General features: G+C 51.1%; 28 protein-coding genes. 1 reads left to right on the forward strand and 27 read right to left on the reverse strand.

The window, feature by feature from the left end:
* Positions 1–199: 199 nt before the first annotated feature.
* The 19 genes from spoVT to metG all read right to left on the reverse strand — a co-directional run bounded on the left by spoVT (position 200) and on the right by metG (position 19,392).
* Positions 200–736 (reverse strand): stage V sporulation protein T, encoded by a 537-nt coding sequence (gene spoVT / locus ETR37_RS05145; protein ID WP_011229564.1) that lies wholly within the window; start codon positions 734–736, stop codon positions 200–202.
* Between the two features lie 208 nt (positions 737–944).
* Positions 945–4,478 carry a transcription-repair coupling factor gene (mfd, locus tag ETR37_RS05150; protein ID WP_060788331.1) on the reverse strand — a complete coding sequence of 1,178 codons (3,534 nt, stop codon included), beginning with the start codon at positions 4,476–4,478 and terminating at the stop codon, positions 945–947.
* 89 nt (positions 4,479–4,567) lie between these two features.
* Complete coding sequence (gene fin, locus ETR37_RS05155; protein ID WP_011229562.1) at positions 4,568–4,798, reverse strand: anti-sigma-F factor Fin; 231 nt, start codon at positions 4,796–4,798, stop codon at positions 4,568–4,570.
* A gap of 110 nt (positions 4,799–4,908) precedes the next feature.
* Entirely contained in the window at positions 4,909–5,469 is a 561-nt protein-coding gene (pth, locus tag ETR37_RS05160; RefSeq protein ID WP_011229561.1) for an aminoacyl-tRNA hydrolase, read from the reverse strand.
* A 60-nt stretch (positions 5,470–5,529) separates the two neighbouring features.
* Positions 5,530–6,162, reverse strand: coding sequence for a 50S ribosomal protein L25/general stress protein Ctc (locus ETR37_RS05165; RefSeq protein ID WP_020754006.1), 633 nt, complete (start codon positions 6,160–6,162; stop codon positions 5,530–5,532).
* A gap of 77 nt (positions 6,163–6,239) precedes the next feature.
* Positions 6,240–7,187: a ribose-phosphate diphosphokinase gene (locus tag ETR37_RS05170; RefSeq protein ID WP_011229559.1), complete on the reverse strand. Its 948-nt coding sequence runs from the start codon at positions 7,185–7,187 to the stop codon at positions 6,240–6,242.
* Between the two features lie 12 nt (positions 7,188–7,199).
* Positions 7,200–8,576: a bifunctional UDP-N-acetylglucosamine diphosphorylase/glucosamine-1-phosphate N-acetyltransferase GlmU gene (glmU, locus tag ETR37_RS05175; RefSeq protein WP_011229558.1), complete on the reverse strand. Its 1,377-nt coding sequence runs from the start codon at positions 8,574–8,576 to the stop codon at positions 7,200–7,202.
* A 132-nt stretch (positions 8,577–8,708) separates the two neighbouring features.
* The gene (gene spoVG / locus ETR37_RS05180; RefSeq protein WP_003247437.1) at positions 8,709–8,999 is read right to left on the reverse strand and encodes a septation regulator SpoVG; all 291 of its coding nucleotides are present in this window, start codon (positions 8,997–8,999) and stop codon (positions 8,709–8,711) included.
* Positions 9,000–9,124: 125 nt separating this feature from the next.
* Positions 9,125–9,499: a RidA family protein gene (locus ETR37_RS05185; protein WP_011229557.1), complete on the reverse strand. Its 375-nt coding sequence runs from the start codon at positions 9,497–9,499 to the stop codon at positions 9,125–9,127.
* Between the two features lie 43 nt (positions 9,500–9,542).
* Complete coding sequence (purR, locus tag ETR37_RS05190; RefSeq protein ID WP_015373702.1) at positions 9,543–10,364, reverse strand: pur operon repressor; 822 nt, start codon at positions 10,362–10,364, stop codon at positions 9,543–9,545.
* Between the two features lie 55 nt (positions 10,365–10,419).
* On the reverse strand, positions 10,420–11,292 hold the full coding sequence (gene ispE, locus ETR37_RS05195; protein WP_015373701.1) for a 4-(cytidine 5'-diphospho)-2-C-methyl-D-erythritol kinase: 873 nt from the start codon (positions 11,290–11,292) through the stop codon (positions 10,420–10,422).
* A gap of 222 nt (positions 11,293–11,514) precedes the next feature.
* Positions 11,515–11,694 carry a small, acid-soluble spore protein, alpha/beta type gene (locus ETR37_RS05205; protein ID WP_013143961.1) on the reverse strand — a complete coding sequence of 60 codons (180 nt, stop codon included), beginning with the start codon at positions 11,692–11,694 and terminating at the stop codon, positions 11,515–11,517.
* A gap of 258 nt (positions 11,695–11,952) precedes the next feature.
* The gene (veg, locus tag ETR37_RS05210) at positions 11,953–12,210 is read right to left on the reverse strand and encodes a biofilm formation stimulator Veg (RefSeq protein WP_011229553.1); all 258 of its coding nucleotides are present in this window, start codon (positions 12,208–12,210) and stop codon (positions 11,953–11,955) included.
* 182 nt (positions 12,211–12,392) lie between these two features.
* Positions 12,393–13,292 (reverse strand): sporulation peptidase YabG, encoded by a 900-nt coding sequence (yabG, locus tag ETR37_RS05215; RefSeq protein WP_011229552.1) that lies wholly within the window; start codon positions 13,290–13,292, stop codon positions 12,393–12,395.
* A 139-nt stretch (positions 13,293–13,431) separates the two neighbouring features.
* Complete coding sequence (gene rsmA / locus ETR37_RS05220; RefSeq protein WP_011229551.1) at positions 13,432–14,313, reverse strand: 16S rRNA (adenine(1518)-N(6)/adenine(1519)-N(6))-dimethyltransferase RsmA; 882 nt, start codon at positions 14,311–14,313, stop codon at positions 13,432–13,434.
* Positions 14,306–14,869: a ribonuclease M5 gene (rnmV, locus tag ETR37_RS05225; RefSeq protein WP_014194568.1), complete on the reverse strand. Its 564-nt coding sequence runs from the start codon at positions 14,867–14,869 to the stop codon at positions 14,306–14,308. The genes rsmA and rnmV overlap by 8 nt, the downstream gene beginning before the upstream one ends.
* 257 nt (positions 14,870–15,126) lie before the next feature.
* A complete protein-coding gene (locus ETR37_RS05230; protein ID WP_015373700.1) occupies positions 15,127–16,332 on the reverse strand; it encodes a G5 and 3D domain-containing protein in 1,206 nt (401 codons plus the stop codon).
* Between the two features lie 200 nt (positions 16,333–16,532).
* On the reverse strand, positions 16,533–17,303 hold the full coding sequence (locus ETR37_RS05235) for a TatD family hydrolase (RefSeq protein WP_011229548.1): 771 nt from the start codon (positions 17,301–17,303) through the stop codon (positions 16,533–16,535).
* 136 nt (positions 17,304–17,439) lie between these two features.
* The gene (gene metG, locus ETR37_RS05240) at positions 17,440–19,392 is read right to left on the reverse strand and encodes a methionine--tRNA ligase (RefSeq protein ID WP_129447005.1); all 1,953 of its coding nucleotides are present in this window, start codon (positions 19,390–19,392) and stop codon (positions 17,440–17,442) included.
* Between the two features lie 396 nt (positions 19,393–19,788).
* On the opposite strand from metG, the gene ETR37_RS05245 reads away from it, so the two are divergent.
* A complete protein-coding gene (locus ETR37_RS05245; protein ID WP_011229546.1) occupies positions 19,789–20,088 on the forward strand; it encodes a transition state genes transcriptional regulator AbrB in 300 nt (99 codons plus the stop codon).
* Positions 20,089–20,104: 16 nt separating this feature from the next.
* Here the strand turns inward: ETR37_RS05245 and rsmI are convergent, their stop codons facing one another.
* The 8 genes from rsmI to ETR37_RS05285 all read right to left on the reverse strand — a co-directional run bounded on the left by rsmI (position 20,105) and on the right by ETR37_RS05285 (position 26,603).
* Positions 20,105–21,016: a 16S rRNA (cytidine(1402)-2'-O)-methyltransferase gene (gene rsmI / locus ETR37_RS05250; RefSeq protein ID WP_011229545.1), complete on the reverse strand. Its 912-nt coding sequence runs from the start codon at positions 21,014–21,016 to the stop codon at positions 20,105–20,107.
* Between the two features lie 15 nt (positions 21,017–21,031).
* On the reverse strand, positions 21,032–21,781 hold the full coding sequence (locus ETR37_RS05255; protein WP_012820433.1) for a tRNA1(Val) (adenine(37)-N6)-methyltransferase: 750 nt from the start codon (positions 21,779–21,781) through the stop codon (positions 21,032–21,034).
* 60 nt (positions 21,782–21,841) lie between these two features.
* Entirely contained in the window at positions 21,842–22,204 is a 363-nt protein-coding gene (gene yabA, locus ETR37_RS05260) for a DNA replication initiation control protein YabA (protein WP_011229543.1), read from the reverse strand.
* Positions 22,205–22,219: 15 nt separating this feature from the next.
* Positions 22,220–23,047, reverse strand: a complete 828-nt coding sequence (locus tag ETR37_RS05265; RefSeq protein WP_011229542.1) for a PSP1 domain-containing protein — start codon at positions 23,045–23,047, stop codon at positions 22,220–22,222.
* A 14-nt stretch (positions 23,048–23,061) separates the two neighbouring features.
* The gene (gene holB / locus ETR37_RS05270; RefSeq protein ID WP_012820431.1) at positions 23,062–24,054 is read right to left on the reverse strand and encodes a DNA polymerase III subunit delta'; all 993 of its coding nucleotides are present in this window, start codon (positions 24,052–24,054) and stop codon (positions 23,062–23,064) included.
* 79 nt (positions 24,055–24,133) lie between these two features.
* Entirely contained in the window at positions 24,134–24,766 is a 633-nt protein-coding gene (tmk, locus tag ETR37_RS05275) for a dTMP kinase (protein WP_033006941.1), read from the reverse strand.
* A gap of 26 nt (positions 24,767–24,792) precedes the next feature.
* Positions 24,793–26,226, reverse strand: coding sequence for an aminotransferase class I/II-fold pyridoxal phosphate-dependent enzyme (locus ETR37_RS05280; RefSeq protein WP_033006942.1), 1,434 nt, complete (start codon positions 26,224–26,226; stop codon positions 24,793–24,795).
* 170 nt (positions 26,227–26,396) lie between these two features.
* Positions 26,397–26,603 carry a sigma factor G inhibitor Gin gene (locus tag ETR37_RS05285; RefSeq protein ID WP_011229538.1) on the reverse strand — a complete coding sequence of 69 codons (207 nt, stop codon included), beginning with the start codon at positions 26,601–26,603 and terminating at the stop codon, positions 26,397–26,399.
* Positions 26,604–26,796 lie beyond the last annotated feature (193 nt).

Here is a 26,796-nt window from a genome sequence, read left to right on the forward strand (position 1 = left end):
TGGCTACGCTCGATATTATAGCGCAACTTCCGCCTGTTGGACAAAGGTGATGGTCAACTCGCACGGCTTCATGCGCTGTTCCGCAAGCCAGGCGGACGAAAAAAGCAGGATGTGGAAGCGATTCCGGGATTCAAGGCATCTCGCCCCCATTTGCCGGGCGGAAAAAAAGGCAGCCTGTGAAGCTGCCTTGTTGTTTCGCCTATTGTTCCATTTGTCGAGCCAAAAAGCTGGCGGCTGTTTCTACTGCTTTATGCTCCACTTCACCAAGCGTTTTCTCCCGCGATAAAATGATGACGGCTCCGATCGGATCGCCGTTGGCGACAATCGGGCCGATCGTATACGATTTCAACGTTTCCGTCATCCCGTCAACGAGCTCGACTTCCCCTTCCTCCGTATGGAGGATGGAATTGCGGTCTTCCATGGCTTTTTCCACCAACGGGCTGACGCTTTTGTTCATATACTCTTTTTTCGAAACGCCGGCGACAGCGATGTATACATCGCGGTCGCAAATGAGCACAGGCTGGCCGAGGCTGTCAAACAGCGCTTCGGCGTACTCTTTGGCAAAGTCGCCTAATTCACTGATCGGCGAATATTTTTTCAAAATGACTTCTCCATCGCGGTCAACAAATATTTCGAGCGGATCTCCTTCGCGAATGCGCAACGTTCTGCGAATTTCCTTCGGAATAACAACTCTCCCTAAATCATCAATGCGACGAACAATACCGGTTGCTTTCATGCCTTGTATACCCTCACTTTCATCTAGGATTTGAAGGATACTCCGATGAACCCTTGCAATGGGGAATTCACCATTGTTGTCATTAGTATCCTTCACAATCCACGTTCTATACGTGATGAAAGTGATTTTGGCCATTTTAGATAAAATTGCCCATCCTTCATTATCGCCACATGCAGGAAACGATAAACATCATAAAACTTTTTCTTGATTATGCCGTCACCGACTTCTCTTTTTCCACCCCAGACAGCCGCCGCAGCGTCTCTTCTAAAATCATCAGCCACTCGTGCGGCTTCATTTCCTTGATATAGAGCACAATTTTCAACTTCGCTCCGTCCATGCCAAACCCGAATAAGCGGCCATGCCGGCGTCCAATGTCAGATAGACGCTGGATTTCCACCGTTTTCGATGCCGGTTCAGTAAACAAGATGTCAATTTGCTGCTTATGTTGCTTCATCGATTCGACGCCAAGCTGCTTGGCCAACACCTTCAACTCCGCAATTTGGAACAAATACGCAACTTCATCTGGATAATCGCCGAAGCGGTCGACCATTTCCTCACGCAGCTCCTCAATGTCTTCGAGCGTCTCCACTGCCTTAAATCGCTTGTACATCTCGATCTTTTGCAATTCGTCTGCAATGTATGTGCTCGGAATATAGGCGTCGACTTCGACATCGATGACGACATCCGGCTGCTCGTCTTCTCGCTTGATGCCGCGCCGTTTCTCGATCGCTTCTTTCAACATTTGCGAATACAAATCGAATCCGACCGAGTCGATAAAGCCATGCTGTTCGGCGCCAAGAATGTTGCCCGCGCCGCGGATCGACAAATCGCGCATGGCAATTTTAAAACCAGAGCCGAGCTCGGTAAACTCTTTAATGGCTTGCAGCCGCTTTTCTGCCGCTTCATTGAGCACTTTATCTTTCCGATAGGTGAAATACGCATAAGCGACGCGGTTGGAGCGGCCGACGCGCCCGCGCAGCTGGTACAGCTGCGACAATCCCATCCGGTCGGCGTCATAGACGATGAGCGTGTTGACATTCGGAATATCGATGCCCGTTTCAATGATCGTCGTCGTCACCAGCACATCGTATTGCCCTTCCAAAAACGCCAAAATGGTCGATTCGAGCTCCGTTTCCGACATGCGGCCATGCACGTAAGTGACGCGCGCTTCCGGGACAAGCTGTGCGATTTCTTCCGCTTTCAAATCGATGTCTTCAATATGGTTGTAAAGGAAAAACACCTGCCCGTCGCGGGCGAGCTCACGTTCAATCGCCTCTTTGACGAGTTCGGGCGTATATTCCATGACATACGTTTGCACCGGGAATCGGTTTTCAGGCGGCGTCTCGATGATCGACAAATCGCGCACGCCGATCATCGACATATGCAACGTACGCGGAATCGGCGTCGCCGTTAAGGTGAGCACGTCGATGTTCGCCTTCAGCTGCTTGATTTTTTCTTTATGCGCCACGCCAAACCGTTGCTCCTCGTCGATAATGAGCAAGCCTAAATCTTTAAACTTCACGTCTTTCGACAGCAGCCGATGCGTGCCGATGACCATATCGATCGTGCCGTCCTTCAACCCTTTGATTGTCTCGGCTTGCTGTTTTTTCGTGCGAAATCGGTTTAACAGACCAACCTTGATCGGAAACCCTTGAAACCGTTCGCGCACCGTTTCGTAATGCTGTTGGGCTAGGATCGTCGTCGGCACAAGAAAGGCCACTTGTTTGCCGTCCATAATGGCTTTAAACGCCGCCCGCAACGCCACTTCCGTCTTCCCGTAGCCGACATCGCCGCAAAGGAGGCGGTCCATCGGTTTGTCGCTCTCCATATCACGCTTAATTTCCTCAATCGACCGAAGCTGATCTTCCGTCTCTTGATACGGAAACGCCGCTTCAAATTCGCGCTGCATCTCGGTGTCCGGCGAAAACGCATATCCTTTGCTTGCCTCACGCTCGGCGTACAGCTTGATTAAATCTTCAGCAATATCCTGGACGGATGATTCCACTTTCCTTTTGACCTTTTTCCATTCCGAACCGCCGAGTTTGTAAATTTTTGGCTCTTTTCCTTCCGAGCCGACGTATTTTTGCACTTGATCGATTTGGTCGACCGGAACATACAGCGTATCGCCGCCTTGGTACTGGATATGAATATAGTCTTTATGCACCCCGTTGATTTCTAACGTCTCGATGCCTAAATATTTCCCGATGCCATGGTTGACATGGACGACGTAGTCGCCGACTTGCAATTCGGCGTAGCTTTTGATCCGCTCGGCGTTGGACAGCTTTTGCCGGCGCACCGGGCGTTTGACCCGTTTTTTGAACAGCTCTTCTTCTGTGATGACGGCAATTTTTTGCAACGGCAATTCAAACCCGGTATTTAAATCTCCTTCAAGGAGCTGGCATTTGCCATGCAGCAAAGCCGCATCGCGCGCGAGCGGCAGCGCGTCAATCTCATAATCTTGAAGCAATGATTGCAGCTTTTTCACCCGCTCTGCATTTGGCGCCAAAAACACGACCGCATAGTTTGCCTTTGTCCATCGCTCGACTTCGGATTGAAGAAGCGCCATTTGCCCATGGAAGTTTTGCATCTGTTTGCACGTAATATTGACGACGTTTTGTGGGTGGGCATACGGAACATGGCGCAAAAACAACGATAAGTATACCCGCTGGAATCGATGTTTTTGCAATAATTCAGAAAACGAATGCGAAAGCGGCACGCCATGAATCATTTTCCCGCCGTCAAGCAAACTCGTATACCATTCCGCCTCTTCGCGGTCCAACCGTTCCGCCGCCTCTTGCAGCCGGCTCATTTCATCCATGAGCAGCACGCCGTCTTCTGGCAGGTAATCTAGCAAACTCGCAACCTTTTCATAAAAAAGGGACATATATTTATATTGTTGCTCGATTTCCTGCCCCTCGCGCAATTGCTCAAGCTCAGCGTGAATATGTTCATACATCCGCTGTTTGGCGGCCTCATCTTTCATCGTCTCCAAACTCGACGCAAGTCCCGCTTCAATCCGCTCGATTCCTCGGCGCCGCGTCTCACCATCGAGAATGATTTCATCGGCCGGCCCGATCATGATGCGCTCGATTTGCCCTTGCGAACGTTGGTCGTCAGGAGTGAACGTCCGAATCGATTCGATTTCCGTATCAAACAGCTCGATGCGGTACGGAAGCTCAGCGGTCAATGGATAAATGTCGATGATGCCGCCGCGGACGCTGAACTCTCCGGGGGCGGAAACGGTGCCGACCCGTTTGTACCCCATTTGCACAAACTTCTGTTTACAACGTTCTACATCGAACTCTTGTCCAACGGAGAAGGTGAACAAATACTGCTTCCAAAGCGACGGCGGCGGCAACAAACGCCGCAAGCCGGCGACCGGGCAGACGACGACTCCTTTTCCGCCTTGCACCCAATGGTTCATAATCTCTAAGCGCTGTGCCTTCAGCTCCGGGCTGGCGACCGCCATCTCAGCGGCGATCACTTCGTTCACTGAATAAAGGAACACGTCTTCCGGCCCGAGCAACGAAACGAGATCGTCATACATTTTTTGCGCCTGAAACAAATTGTGAGACACGACTAACAGCGGCCGGCCTGTCTCCTTGTAAAGCGTGGAAATAAAAACAGACCGGGCCGATCCGGACAGCCCGGCGACAAGCTGTTCCTTCAAACGGACATGGAGCCCTTCAATGATCGTACGGACATCTTGGTTTTCAGCTAAATAGCGATGCAACGAAAGCACCCCTATTCTCCCTCCTCTCAACGCCAGTTTCTTTCCGTCTCACTATTCTTTCGCAAACGCAAAAACGCTTTGGTCGCCCAAAGCCGCCCTTAATGGATGAATTTTTCGTATTGATGCCATTCCGGGTTTCGCGCCAACGCCTCTTGACAGTCTTCGCAAATCGTTTTCACATGAATGTCACCGTTCGGTTCATACGAAATCATCTCGAGCCGTTCCTCTTCCGTTAAGTGGTGGAATCCCAGTTTCTCGCTGTATATCGGCATTTGCTCAATCGTTCCGACTTTTGCACCGCAATGGCGGCAATAGTAATGTAGCGCCATTCAAGCCAACCTCCTCACTGGGCACCTGCTGTTCCGTCCACAAGGCAGGAAAAGCCGACGCTTCGGCCGCCTCCCGTACTCACATTGTGCACCAGTTCAGAGGAAAATATTCACTCGTTAAAATCATTCATCACTTGAATAAATGGCGCCTTCACCGCCTGTTCACACGCATCGGCCGCCCGCAGCACCGCTTTGTCCACCGCCGGTTTCTCCTCTTCTGTAAATCGGCCTAGCACGTAGTCCGTGACCGGCTGACCGCCGGCCGGCCGGCCGATGCCGATGCGGATGCGCTTAAACTGCTCGGTGCCAAGGTGGTGAATGAGCGATTTGACGCCGTTATGGCCGCCGGAACTCCCTTTTAAGCGAAGGCGGATTTTCCCTGGCGGGAGATCGAGGTCATCGTAAATGACGATGACATCATCGATGGCAATGTCGTAGTAATCCATAAGTGGGCGAACACATTCTCCTGATAAATTCATATATGTCAACGGCTTGCATAATGCTACTTTTTCGCCAGAAACGGACGCCGTTCCAAACAAGCCGCGAAATTTAGCGGTTTTTAACGATACATTCCAGCGCTTCGCCAGTTCGTCGATGACGAAAAAGCCGACATTGTGCCTTGTTTGCTCATACTCCTTGCCCGGATTGCCGAGCCCGACAAACAGCTTCAATCCTCGCGCTCCTCTCTTTGCATGATACTACAAAAGACGTAACCGAAACGGTTACGTCTGTCACTCTTCTGGCGTCGTTTCTCTTCCTTCCGCAGCGTCAGGCTGTCCTACCTCTTGCTGTTCGCCGCTATCGATTTCTTCCTCTTGTTGCGGCGGCAAGATCGTGGCGATCACCTCGGAAGGTTCATGATTGATTTCAAATTTGCCGTCCGTTTTCACATCGCCCACGGTGACGGTATCGCCCACTTGCAGGCCGGAAATGTCCACTTCAATCACTGGCGGGATGTTCGCCGGCAAGACGCGGATCGACAGCTCATGCAAGTTTTGCTGCAGCACACCGCCGTCTTTCACGCCAGGCGCTTCACCCACCAAGCGGACTTCCACATCAATATCGACCTCCGTTGACATGTCAACCGCTTGAAAATCAGCGTGAAGAAGATGACCGCGCAACGGGTCGCGCTGCAGTTCGCGCAACAACACGGAATGTTCCTCACCGCCGACTTTCAGCGTCAGCAAGCTTGTGCGCCCGCCCTCACGAAGCGCTTTCTCCAGCTCTGCAGTGCTGACGAAAATCATTTTGTTTTCGACTTTTTTGCCGTACAAAATCGCTGGAATGCCGCCTTGTGAACGAATGCGGTGCAATGTTGAACGTTTTTTGTCTGCGCGTTCCTTCGCTTCCAACACAATCGCCATGTTTCCTCACCTTCCTGAATTAGAATCTATTGTCTACTTTATCCTAAAACAAGAAGGGCTAAACATGTTTTCCTGCGTTAGTCGAACAGGACGCTGACAGACTTCATTTCATACACGCGGCTAATGGCCTCGGCAATGAGCGGCGCCACCGACAGCTCTACAATTTTATCAATTTTTTTCTCTTCTGGCAAGGCAATTGAATTGGTGACGACAAGCTCCTTGATTCTGGAATTTTGGATGCGCTCAATCGCCGGACCGGACAGCACCGGATGGGTGCAACATGCATACACTTCTTTCGCCCCATTCTCGGCGAGGGCGTTGGCTGCAAGGGTAATCGTGCCGGCCGTATCGATAATGTCATCAATCAAAATAGCCGTTTTCCCCGCCACTTGCCCGACAATGTTCATCACTTCCGCCACGTTCGGCTTCGGCCGGCGCTTATCAATAATGGCGATCGGTGCTTTCAAACGGTCAGCGAGCTTGCGCGCCCTTGTGACACCGCCATGGTCCGGAGAGACGACGACAATATCCTCCAATTGTTTGCTTTTGAAATAATCCGCCAAAATGGGCACACCCATCAAATGATCGATTGGAATATCGAAAAATCCTTGAATTTGAGGGGCATGCAAATCAAGCGTGATGACGCGCGACGCCCCGGCCGTCTCGAGCAAGTTGGCGACCAGCTTCGCTGTAATCGGTTCGCGCGAACGCGCTTTCCGGTCTTGACGGGCATAGCCGTAATACGGCATCACGATATTGATCGTGCGGGCCGAGGCGCGCTTTAACGCGTCGATCATGATAAGCAGCTCCATCAAATGCTCATTGACCGGCACGCTCGTCGATTGAATGACGAACACATCGTCGCCGCGGATGCTTTCTTCAATGTTGATTTGAATTTCCCCGTCGCTGAAACGGGAAACGGAACATTTGCCGAGCTCGATTCCCATGACTTCTGCAATTTCCTTCGCCAACTTCATGTTCGAGTTCAGAGCGAACAATTTTAATTGATGCTGACAGTCAGACATGATAGACCTCCGCTAAGATTTTTTCTTGCCTGGCAGGCGATCAACATAATGTTCTTTATTGACTTGCCGGGCGCGGGCAATGGCAAGTGCGCGGCCGGGAACGTCGTCTGTAATCGTCGATCCCGCGGCGACGTAAGCGCCTTGACCGACCGTAACAGGGGCGATCAAATTGACGTTGCAACCGATAAACGCCCCGTCTTCGATTTTGGTCATATGCTTATTCACGCCGTCGTAGTTGACCGTAATCGACCCGCAGCCAAGATTGACATCGGCGCCGACTTCAGCATCGCCGATATAACTCAAGTGCGACGCCTTGCTTCCTTTGCCAAACGTCGATTTTTTCACCTCGACGAAATTGCCGATCCGCACCTCATCGTCGATTTTTGACAGCGGACGAATATGGGCGAACGGGCCGATCGTCACATCCGAACCAATCTCGCTGTCATGGGCGACCGAATGGCGAATCGATGTGCGATGGCCGATATAGCAATTTTTAATTTCCGAATTGGGCCCAATGACGCAATCCTCACCGATCACTGTCTCGCCTTCAATCACCGTGCCGGGGTAAATGACTGTGTCACGCCCGATCACCGCCTCGGCGGAAATATAAGTGGAAGCCGGATCGATGATCGTGACTCCGTTTTTCATATGTTGACGGCAAATGCGAGCACGCATGATCCGCTCCGCTTCAGCGAGAGCGATGCGGTCGTTTACACCGATCGTTTCTTCAAACGACGGCGCCTGATAGGCGGATACAACGCCGCCGTCCGCTTTGATAATTTCAATCACATCCGTTAAATAATATTCGCCTTGAGCGTTTTGATTCGTCACCTTTGTAAGCGCTTGAAACAGTGTCTCATTGTCAAAACAGTACGTTCCTGTGTTAATCTCGCGGATGTTCCGCTCTTGCTCGCTCGCATCTTTATGTTCGACAATTTTCTCGACATGGCCAGCCTCGTTGCGGACAATGCGGCCATATCCGGACGGATCATCAGCGATGGCCGTCAACACGGTCGCCTTCGCCTTGGCGGCCATATGATGCTCGATGAGCATCTCCATCGTCTCAGCGGTGATGAGCGGCGTATCCCCACAGACGACAATCGTCACTCCTTCAAGACCGCGCAAATGCGGAGCCGCCTGCATGACTGCATGCGCCGTCCCGAGTTGCTCCTCCTGCAGGGCATATTCACACTGGGAGCCGAGCTGTTCTTTCACTTGTTCCGCTCCAAATCCCACTACCGCAATCGCTTTTTCCACCCCAAGCTTTGACACTTGGTCGATGACGTGCTGAACCATTGGCTTGCCGCAAATGGGATGAAGCACTTTATACCGCTTCGATTTCATCCTCGTCCCTTGTCCGGCCGCCAAAATGACCGCATATCGTTTCATGTGAAAGGCCTCCAATTACCCTTTTATCCATAATTGAATATATATGAATCAGTGGCACTTTTCAAGGAAACAATACGGCTTTCAAAAAAATAGAGAGCTTGGTGAATTTCACCTAAGCTCCCTTTCATATGTTTACGAAGCGCCAGCTTCTTCAAGTTCTTCTTCCAACTTCCCGAGGCGGTGATATTCAGCGAGGATCGCCTCCTGGATTTTCCCGCGCGTGGCGGAATTGATCGGATGAGCGATATCACGGAACTCCCCATCTGGTGTGCGCTTGCTCGGCATCGCGACAAACAGCCCATTGTTTCCGTCGATGACGCGGATGTCATGGACGACGAACTCGTTGTCCAACGTAATGGAGGCGATCGCTTTCATCCGTCCTTCGGTATTGACGCGGCGTAATCTTACGTCTGTCACTTCCATTTTGCTCACCACCTTTTCCCCTATATGAGACTCGATGTAATGAATTCCACGTGTTCGAGTCATTTCCTTCTTTTTTCGAAAAATTTTTTATAAATTTTTATGTAGGGAAAAAGTGGGGCTAATCATTACGGAACGAGGGCAACGACTTCAATTTCGACAAGGACATCTTTCGGCAGCCGGGCTACTTCCACGCATGAGCGCGCCGGCTTATGGTTCGGGAAGTATTGGCTGTACACTTCATTCATCGCCGCAAAATCATCCATATTTTTTAAAAATACGGTCGTTTTCACCACTGTATCGAGCGAAGCTCCGGCCGCTTCCAATACGGCTTTCAAGTTTTGGAACACTTGATGCGTCTGCGCCTGAATGTCGCCTTTCACCAGTTCCCCTTCTGGGGTGAGCGGGATTTGCCCCGAGCTGTAAAACATGTTGTTGACGATGATGCCTTGCGAATACGGGCCGATCGCTTGCGGCGCCTTCGTTGTCTCTACTTTTCTCATGAGCCAGTCTCCTTTCTTGATTTTTATGTCAAGCAGCAAGCTGCTACAAAAACGCTTTGTAATTGCCTTCCTTAACAGAGATCCTCTTTTCTTTTACATCCACCTCGGACAGTTTGACGAGCGAAATGTATTCATCGACCAATCGCTCTTTTGCCTCTTCCGACTCCACGAGCACGCCAATGCCGGAGACATTGCCGTTAAACTCCTGAAGCAAACTGATCATGCCGTTGATTGTACCCCCCGCCTTCATAAAATCGTCAACGATGAGCACATTGGCTCCTTCCGCTAAGCTGCGCTTCGATAGGACCATCGTTTGGATGCGTTTGGACGAGCCGGATACGTAATTGATGCTTACCATCGGTCCTTCTGTCACTTTATTGTCATGGCGGACGATGACAACGGGCACATACAAAAAGTTGGCGATGGCATACGCGAACGGAATCCCATTGGTGGCGATCGTCATGACGACATCCACCGGACGGTCGGCAAACATCGACGCATAAAGGCGGCCGATTTTGTTCATAATGCGGGGATCGCCAAGAATGTCGGTCATATACAAATATCCGCCGGGAAGAAGCCGATCCGGACGCGACAGTTGTTCACACAAATACGCAACCACTTCTTCCGCTTCCTCAGCATCCATTTTTGGAATGTATTGCACGCCGCCGGCAGCGCCGGGCAGCGTCCGAACGGTTCCGATTCCTTGCTGCTCGAACGTCTGCTTAATGATGGCCAAATCTTCGCTGATCGACGATTTGGCCGATTCGTACCGCTCGGCAAAAAATGTCAGCGGAATGAGCTGATGTGGCCGTTCAAGAAGATAATGCGTCATATCAACTAAACGGCCGCTTCGCCTTAGCTTCATAGCCGACCTCCTGAAACCGAATATTATAAATATATTTTAACAAAAATGTACGTGTTTAATCAAGAGAATGTCGTTCTCCTAACATTCTCACCGCAAACACTTGGTCACAAAAGCCGCGCAACCCATTGTATACCCGCTGCATTCTGGAATCGTGCTCGATCAGTCCAAACACGGTCGGCCCGCTGCCGCTCATCAGCACCGCATCAGCGCCAAACCGCTTCATTTGTTCTTTAATATGCGCGACTTCCGGATATTTTTTCAACGTCACTTCCTCAAGAACATTGCCGACCAACCGGCAGATCGCCGCATAATCTTGCCGCTCGATCGCTCTCACCATCGCATCGACGTCCGGATGGCTGACACGCTCAAGTTCCAAGTTTCGGTACACTTCCGCCGTCGATACACCGATCGGGGGCTTGGCCAGCACAACCCAGCACGGCGGCGGTGAAGCGATCGGAGTGATGACTTCCCCGCGCCCCGTCGCCAAGGCGGTTCCGCCGTAGACGCAAAAAGCGACATCCGAGCCGATTTTCGCCCCAAGCTCTGCCAGTTCATCGAGCGTCAATCCGAGTTGCCAAAGCTTGTTCAACCCGCGCAGCGTCGCCGCCGCATCGCTGCTTCCTCCCGCCAATCCGGCGGCCACCGGAATATGCTTCGTAATCGAAATGGCCACCCCTTGGCGGATCGAAAACGTCTCTTTAAGAAGCTTCGCCGCCTGATACGCCAAGTTGCGGCAATCATCGGGCACAAAGCGGTTTTGCGAAACGATGCGGATCGCATCTTCCTCCGGCAACGCGACAAGCTCAATGCGATCGGCCAAATCGATCGTCGTCATCACCATTTTCACTTCATGGTAACCATCCGGGCGCTTATAAAGAACGTCGAGTGACAAATTGATTTTCGCCGGCGCTTTTATCGACAACCTCACTCATCCTCACCTACTTCCACGCGCAATCATGAATAAGCGGATCGGCATCCATCGGCTGCTTTCCGTCTCCGCCGTCTTTGCCCCGTCTCATCCGCCTTTCTTTCGTCAACCCATTTTATCATATTACCATGTTCTGGCGACGACGCCAAACAATATATGTATGCAAAAAAAGGGCGCCCCGTTCGCGGGACACCCTCGCCGCAACACGCCCCGCTGCCGGCGCTATTCCGTTGTTCCGGCCAGCTGCCGCTCCGCCCGTTCAATCGCCAATCTGACCATGTTTCCTGCGTCTTTCGCGCGGATGGCGCCCCACCCCTCACGTTGCACGACATCGTAAAAGCCCAACTCTTTCGCCAGCTCTTCTTTCAAGCGTTGCGACATAATCCCGCGGCGTCGACCCAATGTCAGCAACCCCTTTCCATGTTCATTGGCGCTATGGCATGAAACGTTTGGCAACCCGCCGGCGCATCAACAAGCCGGCTTTGCATTTGGCCGGGCAAAAGGCGGCTGCGGCAGTTTTAGTATGAAATAAAGGGGGCGGTTTTATCATAGTTCCGAAAGAAAACTCCCGCTTCAAGCAAAGCGAAGTGGGAGTCGTTCACGTCACCTATTTATGACAAAACAAAAAACAAAAAGCAAAAAAGCAGCAAACAAATCTGTCTACTGCCCCCCTGCTTGCTCATCATCCCAAAACGTCAACTTTACCGTCTCTGTCAATACGTCGGCGTAGCTGAACGATACGCGTTCAAACGAATTCTCTTTTTGATCCAGCTCAATGACAAATACGGATGGATATGTTTCCGCCAAAATACCACAACGCTCAATCATTTTTCTGCGTCCGCCGTTGGCCCGCAGCGTCAACCGTTTCCCGATATTGGAATCCAGCGTTTTTTTAATATCGGATAAAGTCTTTGGCATTCATCATCCACCTCACTATTTGTAATTATAACAAAGATGATGTCTAAAGTCAAAAAATAAAAATTATATCAGGGCATTTTTATTTCTGTCAATGTATATTTTTCTACAATATCCTTCTTTTTATGTGTGATGTGGAACTTTTTTGTAAAAAAATGCGACGGACGTATAGAAAAAACCGCCCATCAACTGCGGCGGTTTTCCTCTCGATCCTCAATGAGGCGAAACGGCATCCCGGTGCGGAGCACGCCTTTCGTTTCCACCCCACCAAGCCCCTTTTCCCCGGTTAACGTGTTGCGCAACACATCCCATACGTCGACCGTTTCGGTGAACGGGGTGAAGCTGAGGCGCGAAACGATATAGACGGGGTCCAGAGCATGAATGTTCACCCGCGCTGGTGAACTGGCAAAATTCGCCCCAGCGCGGATGAGCGACTCAAAGTGCGACTGGCAGGCGCCGGCGAAAATGATCAGTTGGTCCAAATGGGGCACTTTTTTGCGCGCCTCTTTCACCGTTTGCACAAAATGGCGCGAATGGCGGTACGCTTTTAACTCATGCACCTTTCCTTTTGACTTCGAATACGAATCATGCCCGGTGATGACTAAAATATCAGGGCGAAACTGCTCGATCCAGTAGCCAACTTTTTCCGGCATTTCGCTTTCCTCGCAGTAAATGCCGTGCACCGGCACGCCGATCCGCTCATACAAATCCATACATTTGCGCAAATATAACGGGTCGCCATCCAAATGGAGGACGCGCCCCGGAATTTGAAAAAAATCTTTCTCCACCCGGTATCCGCCGGTCGCCCGATATTCGACTTTTTGCTTGATCGCCTGATAATCTTGGCGAAAAAGCCGATACGATTGTTCGATCAGCTCGATTTCCCGCTTTTTCCGTTCCTGTTGCTCCTGCTCATCGATGACGACTAAATCGCTGCACGGAGCGTCCGCGACGAGGCGCACATCTTCACCATACAAAATCGCTTCCCACTCGCCGTTTTTTTCTTTCATATCAATCACTCGGAACAATAAATCACATTGGTAAGACTTGCGGGCGACAATATCGCCGATTTTAATGACGTCCATCACCGCTCACTCCATTGCATAATCGTTGTCATCCATACGATATGCACGTGCGGACAATAGGTGATAGACGCCTGTTTGGACGGCTTTGGTTGACGAAAAGACCGCTGCCCCCCAGAGGAGCGCTTTCTTTACGACTCCTTCATTTGCCGAAAAGCGGTGCCAACGCGTTGCTTAATGAAGCAAACTCAGCGATGTCAAGCGTCTCTCCGCGTCGGCGCGGGTCAATGCCCAAAGCAACGAGCACTCGTTCAATTTGCTCTTTGTTCTCTTTTCCTCCCGGCAAATTGTTTGTTAAGTTGTTGAACAGCGTTTTGCGGCGCTGGGCGAAGCTTGCCCGCACCACTTGGAAAAACACGCCCTCATCGTCGACAACAACAGGCGGATGCTGCCGCTTTACGAGCCGGATGACAGCAGAATCAACGTTCGGCTGCGGCATAAAGACGGTGCGCGGCACCGTCATGATGACTTCCGCTTCGGTATAATACTGCACAGCGATCGTCAGCGAGCCGTAATCTTTCGTCCCTGGCTTAGCGGCAAGACGGTCGGCGACTTCTTTTTGCAGCATGACGACCATGCCGCGGATCGGCAACCGCTCGGTAAGCAGCTTCATAATGATCGGTGTCGTCACATAATAAGGTAAGTTGGCGACGACCATCCGGTCGCTTACATCAGCCAATTCCTCGGCGATGACGGCATGCAAGTCGGCCTTTAATACATCTTGGTGAAAGATGCGCACATTGTCATAAGGAGACAGCGTGTCGGCCAAAATGGGCAACAGTCGGCCGTCGATTTCGAAAGCGACGACTTTTTTCGCCCGCCGCGCCAATTGTTCCGTCAACGCTCCGATGCCTGGTCCGATTTCAATCGCTCCTGTATCAGGGGAGATGTCGGCAACATCCACGATTTTCCGCAAAATGTTCGCATCGATCAAAAAGTTTTGCCCAAGGCTCTTTTTAAACGAAAAGCCATATCGCTCCAAAATTTCTTTCGTCCGCCCCGGTGTTGCAATATCTTTATACATCGTCCGCCTCCTCCTGCATCACGTGCGCTAACGCGGCATAAAAAGCATCACGGGAAATGCGGAACACTTGCAGCCGCTTATGAAACTGCCGACCGTTCGCATAGCCGATTTTCAGCTCCTCGCCAAGACGCTGCCGCCGCCGGCGCGCCATCGCGCCGCCGATCAACCCAGCCTCGATCAGTTCAGCAAACGTAATTTCTTCCTTCCAATCCGACGCCTCTTCATACACGTTGGCGAGCGCCCGACGGATTTCGTCAGGGGACGCGTGCTCAACCCCGATGCCCTTGCCGTTTTTCGCTTTGGCCGCCTCGCGCGGCAAAAAGGCATGCTTGCACCCCGGCACCTGTTCGGCAATCGTGCGGCGAATTTTTTCGCCGGGAAAATCGGGATCGGTAAAAATGATCACGCCGCGGCGCTCTTTCGCCAGCTTGATCCGCTCAATGACATCCGCGCCCACTGCTGCTCCGTTTGTCTCGATTGTATCGGCATCGACGGCGCGCCGGATCGCCGCCGTATCATCTTTTCCTTCCACAACGATCACTTCTTTGATCTTCATCCTCCCATTGCAGAAACAACGGAATCGTCCCTTTTTCCTATTTCTGCAATGCCTCCTTTCCGGTAAAATCAAAAGTAAGGCGAATCATCGCCGAAAGCCGCTTCATTCCCTTATTATTTTTTGAATTTCGCTGAAACTTTTTTTCCGTTTGCATCGTCTAATTTAGCAGAAGCGGCGCGCATTGTCGCGGCACAATGCCATTATAGCGAAAAAAAGCAGAGGGAAAAAACCCTCCGCTTCGTTCTCCCATCGCATCTCTATGGCAATACCCGTATTTTCACGCGCTTTCTGCCCCAACGAAACGCATCCGACCGTTCCGGGAAAAACACATCAATTTTATATCCGCGGATGCCTGAGCCGGTGTCAGCGGCAATGGCATATCCGTATCCTTCCACATACACTCTCGACCCAAGGGGGATGATGGACGGGTCGACCGCAATCACTTTAGCGGAAGGATTTTTGCGCAAGTTGATGCCCGTGCTTGTTATGCCTGAACAGCCTGCACAATAGGCAGTGTAGGCGGTGGCGGTGACGTAAAATTCCTTCGCGGCATGGTCCGAGCCGCGCGAGGACGGGCGGTCGGGCGCGGCAGCTTGGCGCACCGTTTTCGTGCCGATGGCGACAATGCGCGCCTTGCTTTCTTTTAGCGTTTTCACAGCGATTAGTTTGCGCGCCGTTTCTTTGCCGTTTTCCAATGTCACCTCATACGTTTTTTGAACCATCCCTTTTTCTCCAGGCTGAATGACGCGCCGCTCTCCTTTCGGCAATGAGTCATCCCGTTTTGTCACCACGGCAAAGTCGACGGGTTCTTCCACTACATCGGTGACTTTTTTTACTCGGATCACGCGAATGGTCATCTGTTCTTTGACCGTTTCATGCAAGGAGGGCTCTATCCGATCGAGTTGACCTAGCTGAATCCCTTGCTGCTTCAAAAAGTCAGCGACCGTAGTCGAAGTTGTCCATACCTGCTGTTGTTTACCGCCGACATTGACGTGGACTGGAAACGCCTTTTCAACGCCGATGTCCATGCCTTTTTGAATTTTCGCCGAAAGCGCCGGCGCCACTTTGTCATACGCCCCGACCGCCACGTGCTGCGAACGGAGCAGCTCCGCGACCGTATCGGCTGTCGTCCATATCTTTTTCTTTTTTCCATTGACTGTCAGCGTCACTTCTTTGCTTGCTTCCCAAACAATATGGAGATCGTCGGTGATCGGCGAATGCAAGGACGGATAAACATAATCTTCTTTGCGCGGCTGAATGTTTTGCTCCGCAAGCAGCTCTTTCACCGTTTTCGCATGAGTGCGAATTTCTTGTTTGTTTCCGTTTTTGATCAGCGTCACATCGTCTTTGGCCATCTCATATCCAGCAACCCCTGTCGTCGCGGAGATGGCGAGAAACCCGCCCGCTGTGACGGTCACGTTTTTCCTCCATAAGTCCAGCCATTTCCTCCCATTCGGCAACATCAGATGAACGCCTCCTTTTTCTACGGAATTCCCCTCTCCCTTTAACATGTACGCACGAGCATACTCTATTATGCAGAAAATTCAGTGAAAAAGGAAGGAAGACTTGTCGACACGCGGTTGGCTCATATCGGCTGAATTTGTAGAATTTTATCGTCTTCGCCGCACCTTCGACAAGCTTCCCCGCTGTTCGACGCCTAATTTTAGCGGTCGATGGCGAACAATTTTTTGGCATTTTCCGCCGTTGTTTCCGCTACTTCGGCAAAAGAAATGTTTTTGATCTGTGCGATCGCTTCGGCAACGTATTTGACATAGCTCGGCTCGTTTCGTTTGCCGCGGAAAGGGTGAGGCGTTAAATATGGACAGTCGGTTTCGATCAATAAATGGCTGAGTGGAATCTCCTTCGCCACTTCCTTCGGTTTTTTCGCATTTTTAAACGTGACCGGTCCGCCAAGGGAAATGAGAAAATTCATGTCCATGCACTGTTTGGCCACCTCGACGCTGCCGCTGAAACAATGCATAATCCCGCCGATTTCGGCGGCGTTTTCCTCTTGCAAAATTTTTAAAATATCTGCCGTCGCCTCACGGTTATGAATAATGATCGGCAACTTCACCTTTTTAGCCAGCCGGATTTGCTGCCGGAACACCTCTTGTTGCACGTCTTTCGGCGATTTATCCCAATGGTAGTCAAGCCCCATCTCGCCGAGCGCCACGACTTTCGGGTGAGCGGCGAGCTGTTCAATCATCTGCAAATCATCGTCCGTCATCTCGATCGCATCAACCGGATGCCAGCCAACCGCCGCATAAATAAACGGATACCGCTCGGCCAGCTCGATCGCCCGATCGATCGTCGGACGGTCAAACCCGACGACGACAATGTGTGAAACCCCTTCATCGCGGGCGCGTTCAATGACTTGTTCCAAATCTTCTTCGTATTGGACTGCATTCAAATGTGCGTGCGTATCAAACAGCATACGAATGCCCTCTTTTCCACCTTGATGTTAAGTGTAGCATAGAAATTGGTTACATACGTCACATTTCGTTAACATTTCCATTACAAAATAGCGACAAGGAGGTGTCAAGCGCAACACCCCCCTGCCAAGCAAACCGTTATTTGATTTTCGTTCCATTCGGCACGTGTTGATCAACCGTCGCCAGCGAAAATTCCCCGCCGCTGCCTCCGGCTAGAATCATGCCTTCCGACCATTCGCCGCGAAGCTTGGCTGGTTTTAAATTGGCGACGCAAATGACTTTTTTGCCGACGAGTTCTTCTGGTTTGTAAAACTCAGCAATGCCGGAGATCACTTGCCGCTTCTCGCCGCCAAGGTCAAGCTGAAGCTTCAACAGCTTATCGGCGTTTTTCATACGTTCCGCATGGATGACTTCAGCGACGCGCAAATCGACTTTGGCGAACTCGTCAATCGAAATTTCCGCCGCCTCCGCTGCTTTTTTTTCCTCTTTTACCGGTTCGGCGGCCGGTTTGCCCCCTTGCATATGCGCCTTAATGTACTCCACTTCCGCTTCGATGTCGAGGCGCGGGAAGAGCGGTTCTCCCTTTTGCACTTTTGTCCCTTCCGGAATGAGGCCGAAATCGTACAAGCTATCCCATTCTTTTAATGAATGATCCGTGATGCCGAGCTGAGCGAACATGCGCTCCGGCGTGCGCGTCAAAAACGGCTGGAGCAGCACTGCCGTATGGCGAAGCGATTCAGCCAAGTGGGTCATGACGGCGGCAAGCTCATCCCGTTTCTGTTCGTCTTTCGCCAATACCCATGGCTGCGTTTCATCGATATATTTGTTCGTCCGGCTAATCAACTGCCAAACAGCGGCGAGCGCGACGGAAAACTCCATTCCCTCCATCGCTTCTTCATATTGACGCACCACTTTGCGCGCCGTTTGCACCAACTCTTGGTCAAACGGTGTTTTCGGCCCGCGGTATGGCGGAATAACGCCGTCGAAATATTTCTCGATCATCGCCACGGTACGGTGCAACAAGTTGCCTAAGTCGTTGGCCAAGTCATAGTTGATGCGCTCAATAAATCCTTCCGGCGTAAACACGCCATCAGCGCCGAACGGCACTTCCCGCAGCAAATAATAGCGGAGCGCATCAAGCCCATACCGGTCGATGAGCGTCACTGGGTCGACGACATTGCCTTTCGATTTGGACATTTTTCCATCCTTCATCAGCAACCAGCCATGGCCGAATACTTTTTTCGGCAACGGCAAGCCGAGCGCCATCAATATAATCGGCCAATAAATCGTATGGAAACGGACGATTTCTTTGCCGACCAAATGGACGTCCGCCGGCCAATATTTGCGGAACTTTTCATCGTTGTCCGTGCCGTAGCCGAGCGCTGTGATATAGTTGGCAAGCGCGTCGATCCAGACATAGATGACATGCTTCGGATTGCCTGGCACTTTAATGCCCCAATCGAACGTCGTCCGGGACACAGCCAAATCCTCAAGCCCCGGCTTAATGAAGTTGTTGATCATCTCATTTTTCCGCGATTCCGGTTGGATAAAATCGGGATTTTCTTCGTAATATTGCAACAAGCGGTCGACATATTTGCTCATCCGGAAGAAATAGGACTCTTCTTTCACTTTCTCAACAGGCCGGCCGCAGTCCGGACAGTTGCCGTCCACAAGCTGCCGCTCAGTGTAAAACGATTCGCACGGCGTACAATACCAGCCTTCATATTCGCCCAAATAAATATCGCCTTGTTCGACAAGACGGGTGAAAATTTGTTCGACGACTTTTTTATGCCGCTCCTGCGTTGTGCGAATAAAATCGTCGTAGGAAATGTCGAGCTTCTTCCATAGCTCCTGAATGCCAGCGACGATCTCATCGACGTATTGCTGCGGCGTTACTCCTTTTTCTTCCGCCTTGCGCTGAATTTTTTGCCCATGCTCATCGGTGCCGGTCAAATACATGACATCGTAGCCGCGCATCCGTTTATAGCGAGCCATGGCGTCCCCCGCCACCGTTGTGTAAGCATGACCGATATGCAGGCGGTCGCTCGGGTAATAAATCGGCGTCGTCAAATAAAACGTTTTTTTCTCCATCGGTTAGGCCCTCCCTCGTACTGTTGAGCACAAAAGCCCCCGTCCGGCGACGAGAGCGGCGTTACTTCTATTTTACATAATTTTTTCATTCTACAAAAACATCTATTTCTCGTGGGCTGAAAAAATATACCCAAACCGGCAAAAATACGGCCGCGTTTTCAACCATCGCTGCGAATTTGTTATACAAGGATAGAGTTTAGATGGGCAAATTCATTCGTTTTCTCCTTTCTTTCTAAACAAACTTTTTTTTGAAATAACAATATACATTTTTTTTAAATTTTACATATTAAAGGATTGACGCTTAATGGAAACACTGATATGATTAGGTTGTAGGAAATTTGTCGAATATTGACGAATAAACGACAAAAAACTTTTTTGCGGAGAGGAGAATCGACGATGAAATCGACAGGGATCGTGCGTAAAGTCGATGAGTTAGGCCGCGTCGTCATTCCAATTGAGCTGCGACGTACGTTGGATATTAACGAAAAAGATGCGTTGGAAATTTATGTTGACGATGACCGCATCATTTTGAAAAAGTATAAGCCGAACATGACGTGTGTCGTCACCGGCGAAGTGTCGGACGACAACTTCAAACTGGCCGGCGGCAAAATCATTTTAAGCCGCGAAGGCGCGGAAATTTTGCTGCAGGAGATCCAACAGCATCTAGAAGCAGCAACAGACAAAGAAAAAGAATAAAAAAGTTTCTCTGGCTTCAGAGAAACTCTTTTTTTTCTTCTTCTTGCTGTTGATGATACTGCCGATAAACGTCGCGTTTCGACATATTTCGATCACTGGCCGCCTGTTTCACCGCCTCCTTGACGGAAAGGCTGTGCTCGCGAATATAATAATCGACATGTTCGACAAGCGAAAGCGGCTGCCACCATTCCTCTCCCTCTTGCTCTTGTTTCTTCCCGTCTCGCGCCCCTTCGACAATGAGGCAAAATTCGCCCCGGATGTCATGTTCTTCCGCCCAGGCGACCGCATCGCTTAAATCGCCGCGGATGAACTCCTCAAACCGTTTCGTCAACTCGCGGCCAAGAGCGATGCGCCGATTGCCGAATATATCATACATAAGAGCGAGCGTTTCTTTCAAGCGGTGGGGCGCCTCATAAAAAATTAACGTCTCCGCCGCTGTTTTTAATGACAGCAGCTGCTCTTTTTTCTCTTTTTTCGCCCGTTTCAAAAAGCCGACAAACAAAAAGCGGTCCGTGGGCAGCCCGGAGGCGACAAGCGCTGTCAATGCCGCGTTCGCTCCAGGAAGAGGGACGACGCGGCAGCGCTCGGCAAGCGCCGCAGCAATAAGCTCATAGCCCGGATCGGAAATGCCGGGCATCCCGGCGTCGCTCACCAATGCCACCGTTTTTCCTTCCTTCAGCCATTCGACAAGCTGCCGGCCGCTCGCGTATTTATTATGCTCATGGTAGCTGACGAGCGGCGTATGAATGCCGAAATGAGCGAGCAGCTTTTTCGTCTGCCTTGTATCCTCGGCGGCGATGACATCAGCTTCCTGAAGCGTCCTAACCGCACGAAACGTCATATCCTCCAAATTGCCGATCGGCGTCGGCACGATGTACAGCGTCCCTTGCTCCGTTTGTTCGGTAAAACTTTTTTGCTGCCAAAGCATCCTTGTTCCGCCCCTTTAAGATGAAATAATGCCATATAAGATCCGCTTCGTCTCCTCGGTATATTCGTTATTCTCATCATACACGACAAGCGGAGGCAACACTTTTAAGTCCGGGCTTGCATCTTTTGTCCCTTCAATTAAAATCATGTTCGCCTCTTTGCCCTCTTTCGGGTACACAAAGCGGAGCCGTTTCGGCTCAAGACGGTATTGGCGCATGAGCGTCACAAGGTCAAGCAGCCGCCCGGGCCGGTGGACGAACGCCGCCTTCCCTCCTTGCTTCAACAGCTGGCTGCTGACTCGAATCACATCCTCTAGGGTGCAATAAATTTCATGGCGGGCGATGGCGATATGTTCATTTTTGCTCAGTTCGTCTTTGCCGACTGCCGGAAAATACGGGGGGTTGCACGTGACGACATCGTACCGGCTGTAACCGATCCGTTGCGGCGCTTCTTTAATGTCGCCGTGTATGATCTCGATTTGTCCTTCAAGCCCGTTGTATTGCACGCTTCGCCTCGCCATGTCGCAAAGCCGTTCTTGAATTTCGATGCCGATGATCGTCCCTTTTGTTCGCCGGCTCAACAAGAGGGGAATCACCCCGTTGCCCGTGCACAAATCAACAATCTGCCCCTTTTGAATCGGCATATAGGCAAAATGAGCAAGGAGCACGGCATCAAGGGAAAACGAAAATACAGATGGACTTTGAATGATGCGGAGCTCTTCGTTAAACAAATAATCGAGCCGTTCATCCTCGTACAATTCCACCATGACGCACGATCCTCCATTGAAAAAAATAACCTTTCCGAAACGGAAAGGGTGGCGCTGCCTTTAGTTTTTGTTCAAAAACGACAAGCAAAACAAACAATCGCCCTCGGTGCGAATGCTTCCGTAATGGATGTGACAAATATGAAACCCTTCTTGGTAAAGGCGGGCTAAATTGTCATACCCTTCGCCAATGTCGATGAGTTTTTTGCCATGTTTGTCCCCTTTTCGTTTGCCTTCTTCCCATGCTTCTGACAATTGTTCAAGCCGACGGCGCAAATGAGCATTTTCGATTTGCAGCTGGTGATTCTCTTCTAACAGCTCCGTTACGCGCTGTTTCAGCTGTACCAGCTCGCGGTAAAAATAACTAAGTTGCTCTTCCATATTGGCCACTGATCGAAACACTTCTTTTTTATCTACTTTTTCCACTGGCCCCACCCCAAATTAATCTGCGACGCGAATGGACAACGTCCCGTTTTTCATCAGCTCATCGAGTGTATATTCGACGACCCGTCCGAATTCTGGAAGCTCGATTTGCAGCACCCGCTCTAAAATGTTCAAGCCGACGACTTTGCCGAAGCCGTGCGGTGTTTCGACATATTCCCCTAAATCCGGGAGTTGTTCTTTCGCCGTCTCATACTCTTCGTTTTCATATTTCAGGCAACACATCAGCCGGCCGCACAACCCGGAAATTTTCGTTGGATTGAGCGACAAGTTTTGATCTTTCGCCATTTTGATCGACACCGGTTCAAAATCGCCTAAAAACGTCGAACAACAAAGCATGCGGCCGCACGGCCCGATGCCACCAAGCATTTTCGCCTCGTCGCGCACCCCGATTTGCCGCAGCTCAATGCGCGTGCGGAAAATCGACGCTAAGTCCTTCACAAGTTCGCGGAAATCGACGCGCCCATCGGCAGTGAAATAAAAGATCACTTTATTGCGGTCAAACGTATATTCCACATCGACGAGCTTCATTTCCAGCCCGTGCTCCTCCACTTTGCGCAAGCAAATGTCATACGCCTCGCGCGCCGCCTTTTTGTTTTCTTCCACAACCCATTTATCTTTCTCATTCGCCACGCGGATCACTTTTTTGAGCGGCAGCACGATGTCGTTTTCGTCGACTTGTTTATTGGCGATGACGACTTTTCCGTACTCAATGCCTCGGACCGTCTCGACAATGACGAATTCGCCGACGGGAATAACGGCATCGCCAGGGTCAAAATAATAAATTTTCCCTGCTTTTTTAAAACGGACGCCGACTACCGTATACAACGGCTCTCCCTCCTTTACCGCTTTAATTGAAGAACGAGCTGCTCAACAAGCAACGCCGTGCTCATATTTGTTGTATTTAAACGCGTTTTCGCTTGTAAAATCGCTTCCATGCCAGCCAAAATCCGCCGCTGCGGGCAAGCAAGCGCCCATCGTTGCAGGCGGTCCAGCTGATCGCGGTATAACACGCCGTCCATCTGCCCGGCTTGAATATGCAACAAATCGCGGTATAAATATAAAAGCAAATCAAGTCCAAGGTCAAGCTGATGGCTTTCCAAAAAATGCGGAAACAAGCGGTCGTGGATGAAAAACAAAAGCTGCAGCTCCGGCTTGCCTAGCATCTCATACCATTGTAGCACTAATGTTCGCGCCTCGGCAAACCAACTATCTTTGGCAAGCGCCAGTGCTTCCTCGAAGCTGTTTGTCAAATGGGCAGCCAACAGCGCCAACGGCAACGGCACGTGCTCCTCGACAAGTCCCTGAGCGAGCTCTGCCGGCGGCAACGGCCGGAACGAAAGCACTTGACAGCGGGAAACGATCGTCCCTAGCAGGCGGTGGTATTGCTCAGTCAGCAATACCGCCACCGTCCCCGGATGCGGCTCTTCCAAAAATTTCAGAAGGCTGTTGGCAGCGCTTGTCGTCATTTGATCGGCGTGCTCAACGATGTACATTTTTTTATCCGACTCGACCGCTGTTTTCGAGAACTCTTGCTGCAGCCATTCGATTTGTTCCTTTTTGATTGATCCTCCATCTGGGCCGATCACCCGGACGTCAGGGTGGTTGCCGGAGTCGATGCGCCGGCAGTTGCGGCACTCTAGACACGGGGAAACTCCGATTGGGGACAGACAAAACAAACGTTTCGCCAACAACAAACTGGCCGCTTTTTTGCCCGTCCCCCGCTGCCCCTCAAACAAGTACGCATGAGAAATCCGCCCTTTTTCCAAGCCGCTTTGCAGCATTTTCGCCACCACCGGCTGGCGTTTCGCTAGCTGTTCCCATCGCATCGCCATCACTCTTCCTTGATTTCTTATTTCTATTCTATCATGTCCGCTAGGAATCATCACGGTCGGATTCATGGAAATGGCGCTGTCATCTTCCTTTCAAACGGGAAAGCACCGCGGCTGTTGTTTCGGCGAATACATCATCAAGCGGGCGGTTCGCGTCGATGACGACAATGCGGTCGGCAAACCGTCTAGCGAGTTCCCGATACCCTTCTCGCACCTTCTCATGAAAAGACAACGTTTCAAGGTCAAGCCGATTCACTTCCCGGCCGCGGTTCCGTCGGATTCGTTCAAGCCCAATTTGCGGATCGATATCAAAATAAATCGTCAGCGACGGCATATACCCATCAATAGCGAACTCATTAATTTTCCATACTTCCTCAATGCCAAGCCCGCGGGCAAATCCCTGGTAGGCGAGGGAACTGTCAACAAACCGGTCGCAAAGGACGACGCACCCAGCCTCAAGCGCCGGCACGATTTTCTCAAGCAAATGCTGTCGGCGCGCCGCCGCATACAAAAGCGCCTCCGTCCGCCCGTCCATTTCCGTATAATCACAGTTTAAAATGATGGAGCGAATCGCCTCGGCAATGCGCACCCCGCCCGGCTCCCTCGTCGCCACGACGTCAATCCCCCGCTCACGCAACAACGACTCCAATTTGCTGATCATCGTCGTTTTGCCGGCTCCTTCCGGCCCTTCAAACGAAAAAAAGCATCCGTTCATCACTCGCGGCATCCTTTCCATCCTTCCTATTCGTATACAACCAACTGACCATCTTTCAGCCGGCTTCCGCCTTGTATGTGCGCCCGCTGACAAAGAAGCTGGCGGATCTGTTCAATATGGCCGCTGCCGATCCGTTCTCCGACCCACACGAGCGGCACCCCAGGCGGATATGGAATGACCGTTTCCGCTGCTATATGTCCTTCAGCTTCCTCGAGCGCCACAGCTTTTGTCCGCAAATGGCGCAGTTCATTATACGGGACTAAAACCGATAGCAGCGGTCCGAGAAAAGGCGAAGCGTCACACACCGGCGCCTCGCCATCTGGCAAATCGCGCCACGCTCGTTTGATTTTCTCCGCTGCTTCCTGAAGCCGCCCGGTTACCGCCAGCGGGCAAACGAAAAGCACGTTCATTCGATCAGCAAGCTCGACAAACACCCCTTCGCGCTCAAGCCAACGTTGCAGTTCATACCCGGTCAAGGAACAGCGCGTCTGCACCGTTACTTTCAGCGGGTCGGTCTGTACGCCAAAATGGCGGGAACAAACGACTGCCACCCCGTCAATATCGGCCAAGGCTGCTTTAAACTTCTCAATTTCTGCCACGATCGCCGCCGCATCGCTTTTTGAAAGCTGGGCGACATAACTCCGCGCCAAATCGAGCGACGCCATAATCGGGTAAGACGGGCTGCTTGACTGAAACAACTGCAAAAAATATTTCAACCGCTCAAGATCAACCCGCTCGCTGTTTACATGCAAAAACGCTCCCATCGTCATCGCCGGCAACGTTTTATGCGCCGACTGCACGACAACATCGGCGCCATAGCGAAGCGCCGATGTCGGAAAAGGGGGGCCGACAACGAAATGGGCGCCATGCGCCTCATCAACCAGCACCGGAATGCCATGTTCATGAACTAGACGGACGATTTCTGTCAAATCGGCGGCCATTCCATAATAATTTGGGTTCGTCAATACAACCGCAGCAACATCATCATGAAGCGCCAACGCCTCTTTGACCGCTTTAGGACGAATGTGCGAAGCGACACACACATCACGATCAAACTCGGGAGCAAGTAGAACAGGAGTGGCTTCCATGAGTTGCAATGCATGCATCACCGATTTATGGCAATTGCGTTGTACAATCACTTTCTTCCTCTTTCCATCACACACGGCGGCGATCATTGCCAAATTCCCTGCCGTCGAACCGTTCACAAGGAAAAACGTCTCCCTAACGCCATACAGCTCCGCCGCCAGCGCCTGCGCCTCGGCAATCACCGACTCAGGATGATGCAAGTCATCCAAGCCGGAAATTTCCGTCGCATCCAACGCCAACAGCGGCGCAAACATATCTCTCCCTCGTTTCGAAAACAAAGCGCCGTATTTATGTCCCGGCACATGAAACGAAACCGGGCGGCGCGCCCAATGGTGCACGAGAGCGTCATATAAAGGAGTTTTCGTTTGATCCATCATCATCCTCTTTCCTTGCTGTCTGTCCCAGAACGGCCATCATCCGGGCAGACTGCCGAAATGCATGGGATATGCAGGAGAAACATCAAACATATAGTATCACAAACGCCCGAAAAAACGCACGAGTCGCGTCAATCGCAAATAAAAACAGGCCCAAATGCAGGCCCTGATTACGAGTGAATTTTCGATGTAAACATTTTGCGCAGCTGCCGCACATAAAACGAGTAGTTCGGGTCGTCCGTATTCGTTTGCACAATCGCCCGGTTGCAGTCCAAACAAAGAAAATGGCCAAAAAGGAAAATCCCTTCCTTTTTTTCCTGTTCACAAACGATGCATACATGTTCGCGTTGATTCCGGTCTGCTATTGATGTCCTCACGCTCTCCACCTCCCATCCTCTATGTTTCCCACATTGCTAACATTCTATACTAGTAGATGAAAGGAAGAGAGACATTGAGCGGGTCCTTATCGTTTTTTCCTCAAAAAACGAAAGCAGCCAATTGCACCAATGCAACTGGCTGCTCGTTTATTGCCTAGCAGCGACCTACTCTTGCAGGGGCGCTGGCCCCAAC

Origin of the sequence: Geobacillus sp. PK12 (assembly GCF_004123125.1) — a bacterium.
In the GTDB taxonomy this organism is placed as follows: domain Bacteria; phylum Bacillota; class Bacilli; order Bacillales; family Anoxybacillaceae; genus Geobacillus; species Geobacillus zalihae.

Bases quoted from the DNA above. Each gene is read 5' to 3' on its own strand.
- spoVT (WP_011229564.1), bottom strand. From the start codon at position 736: ATGAAAGCAACCGGTATTGTTCGTCGCATTGATGATTTAGGGAGAGTT.
- fin (WP_011229562.1), bottom strand. From the start codon at position 4,798: ATGGCGCTACATTACTATTGCCGCCATTGCGGTGCAAAAGTCGGAACG.
- ETR37_RS05165 (WP_020754006.1), bottom strand. From the start codon at position 6,162: ATGGCGATTGTGTTGGAAGCGAAGGAACGCGCAGACAAAAAACGTTCA.
- ETR37_RS05170 (WP_011229559.1), bottom strand. From the start codon at position 7,187: ATGTCTGACTGTCAGCATCAATTAAAATTGTTCGCTCTGAACTCGAAC.
- glmU (WP_011229558.1), bottom strand. From the start codon at position 8,576: ATGAAACGATATGCGGTCATTTTGGCGGCCGGACAAGGGACGAGGATG.
- spoVG (WP_003247437.1), bottom strand. From the start codon at position 8,999: ATGGAAGTGACAGACGTAAGATTACGCCGCGTCAATACCGAAGGACGG.
- ETR37_RS05185 (WP_011229557.1), bottom strand. From the start codon at position 9,499: ATGAGAAAAGTAGAGACAACGAAGGCGCCGCAAGCGATCGGCCCGTAT.
- purR (WP_015373702.1), bottom strand. From the start codon at position 10,364: ATGAAGCTAAGGCGAAGCGGCCGTTTAGTTGATATGACGCATTATCTT.
- veg (WP_011229553.1), bottom strand. From the start codon at position 12,210: ATGCCAAAGACTTTATCCGATATTAAAAAAACGCTGGATTCCAATATC.
- yabG (WP_011229552.1), bottom strand. From the start codon at position 13,292: ATGGACGTCATTAAAATCGGCGATATTGTCGCCCGCAAGTCTTACCAA.
- rsmA (WP_011229551.1), bottom strand. From the start codon at position 14,313: ATGTATAAAGATATTGCAACACCGGGGCGGACGAAAGAAATTTTGGAG.
- rnmV (WP_014194568.1), bottom strand. From the start codon at position 14,869: ATGAAGATCAAAGAAGTGATCGTTGTGGAAGGAAAAGATGATACGGCG.
- ETR37_RS05230 (WP_015373700.1), bottom strand. From the start codon at position 16,332: ATGTTGCCGAATGGGAGGAAATGGCTGGACTTATGGAGGAAAAACGTG.
- ETR37_RS05235 (WP_011229548.1), bottom strand. From the start codon at position 17,303: ATGCTGTTTGATACGCACGCACATTTGAATGCAGTCCAATACGAAGAA.
- metG (WP_129447005.1), bottom strand. From the start codon at position 19,392: ATGGAGAAAAAAACGTTTTATTTGACGACGCCGATTTATTACCCGAGC.
- ETR37_RS05245 (WP_011229546.1), top strand. From the start codon at position 19,789: ATGAAATCGACAGGGATCGTGCGTAAAGTCGATGAGTTAGGCCGCGTC.
- rsmI (WP_011229545.1), bottom strand. From the start codon at position 21,016: ATGCTTTGGCAGCAAAAAAGTTTTACCGAACAAACGGAGCAAGGGACG.
- ETR37_RS05255 (WP_012820433.1), bottom strand. From the start codon at position 21,781: ATGGTGGAATTGTACGAGGATGAACGGCTCGATTATTTGTTTAACGAA.
- holB (WP_012820431.1), bottom strand. From the start codon at position 24,054: ATGGCGATGCGATGGGAACAGCTAGCGAAACGCCAGCCGGTGGTGGCG.
- tmk (WP_033006941.1), bottom strand. From the start codon at position 24,766: ATGAACGGATGCTTTTTTTCGTTTGAAGGGCCGGAAGGAGCCGGCAAA.
- ETR37_RS05280 (WP_033006942.1), bottom strand. From the start codon at position 26,226: ATGGATCAAACGAAAACTCCTTTATATGACGCTCTCGTGCACCATTGG.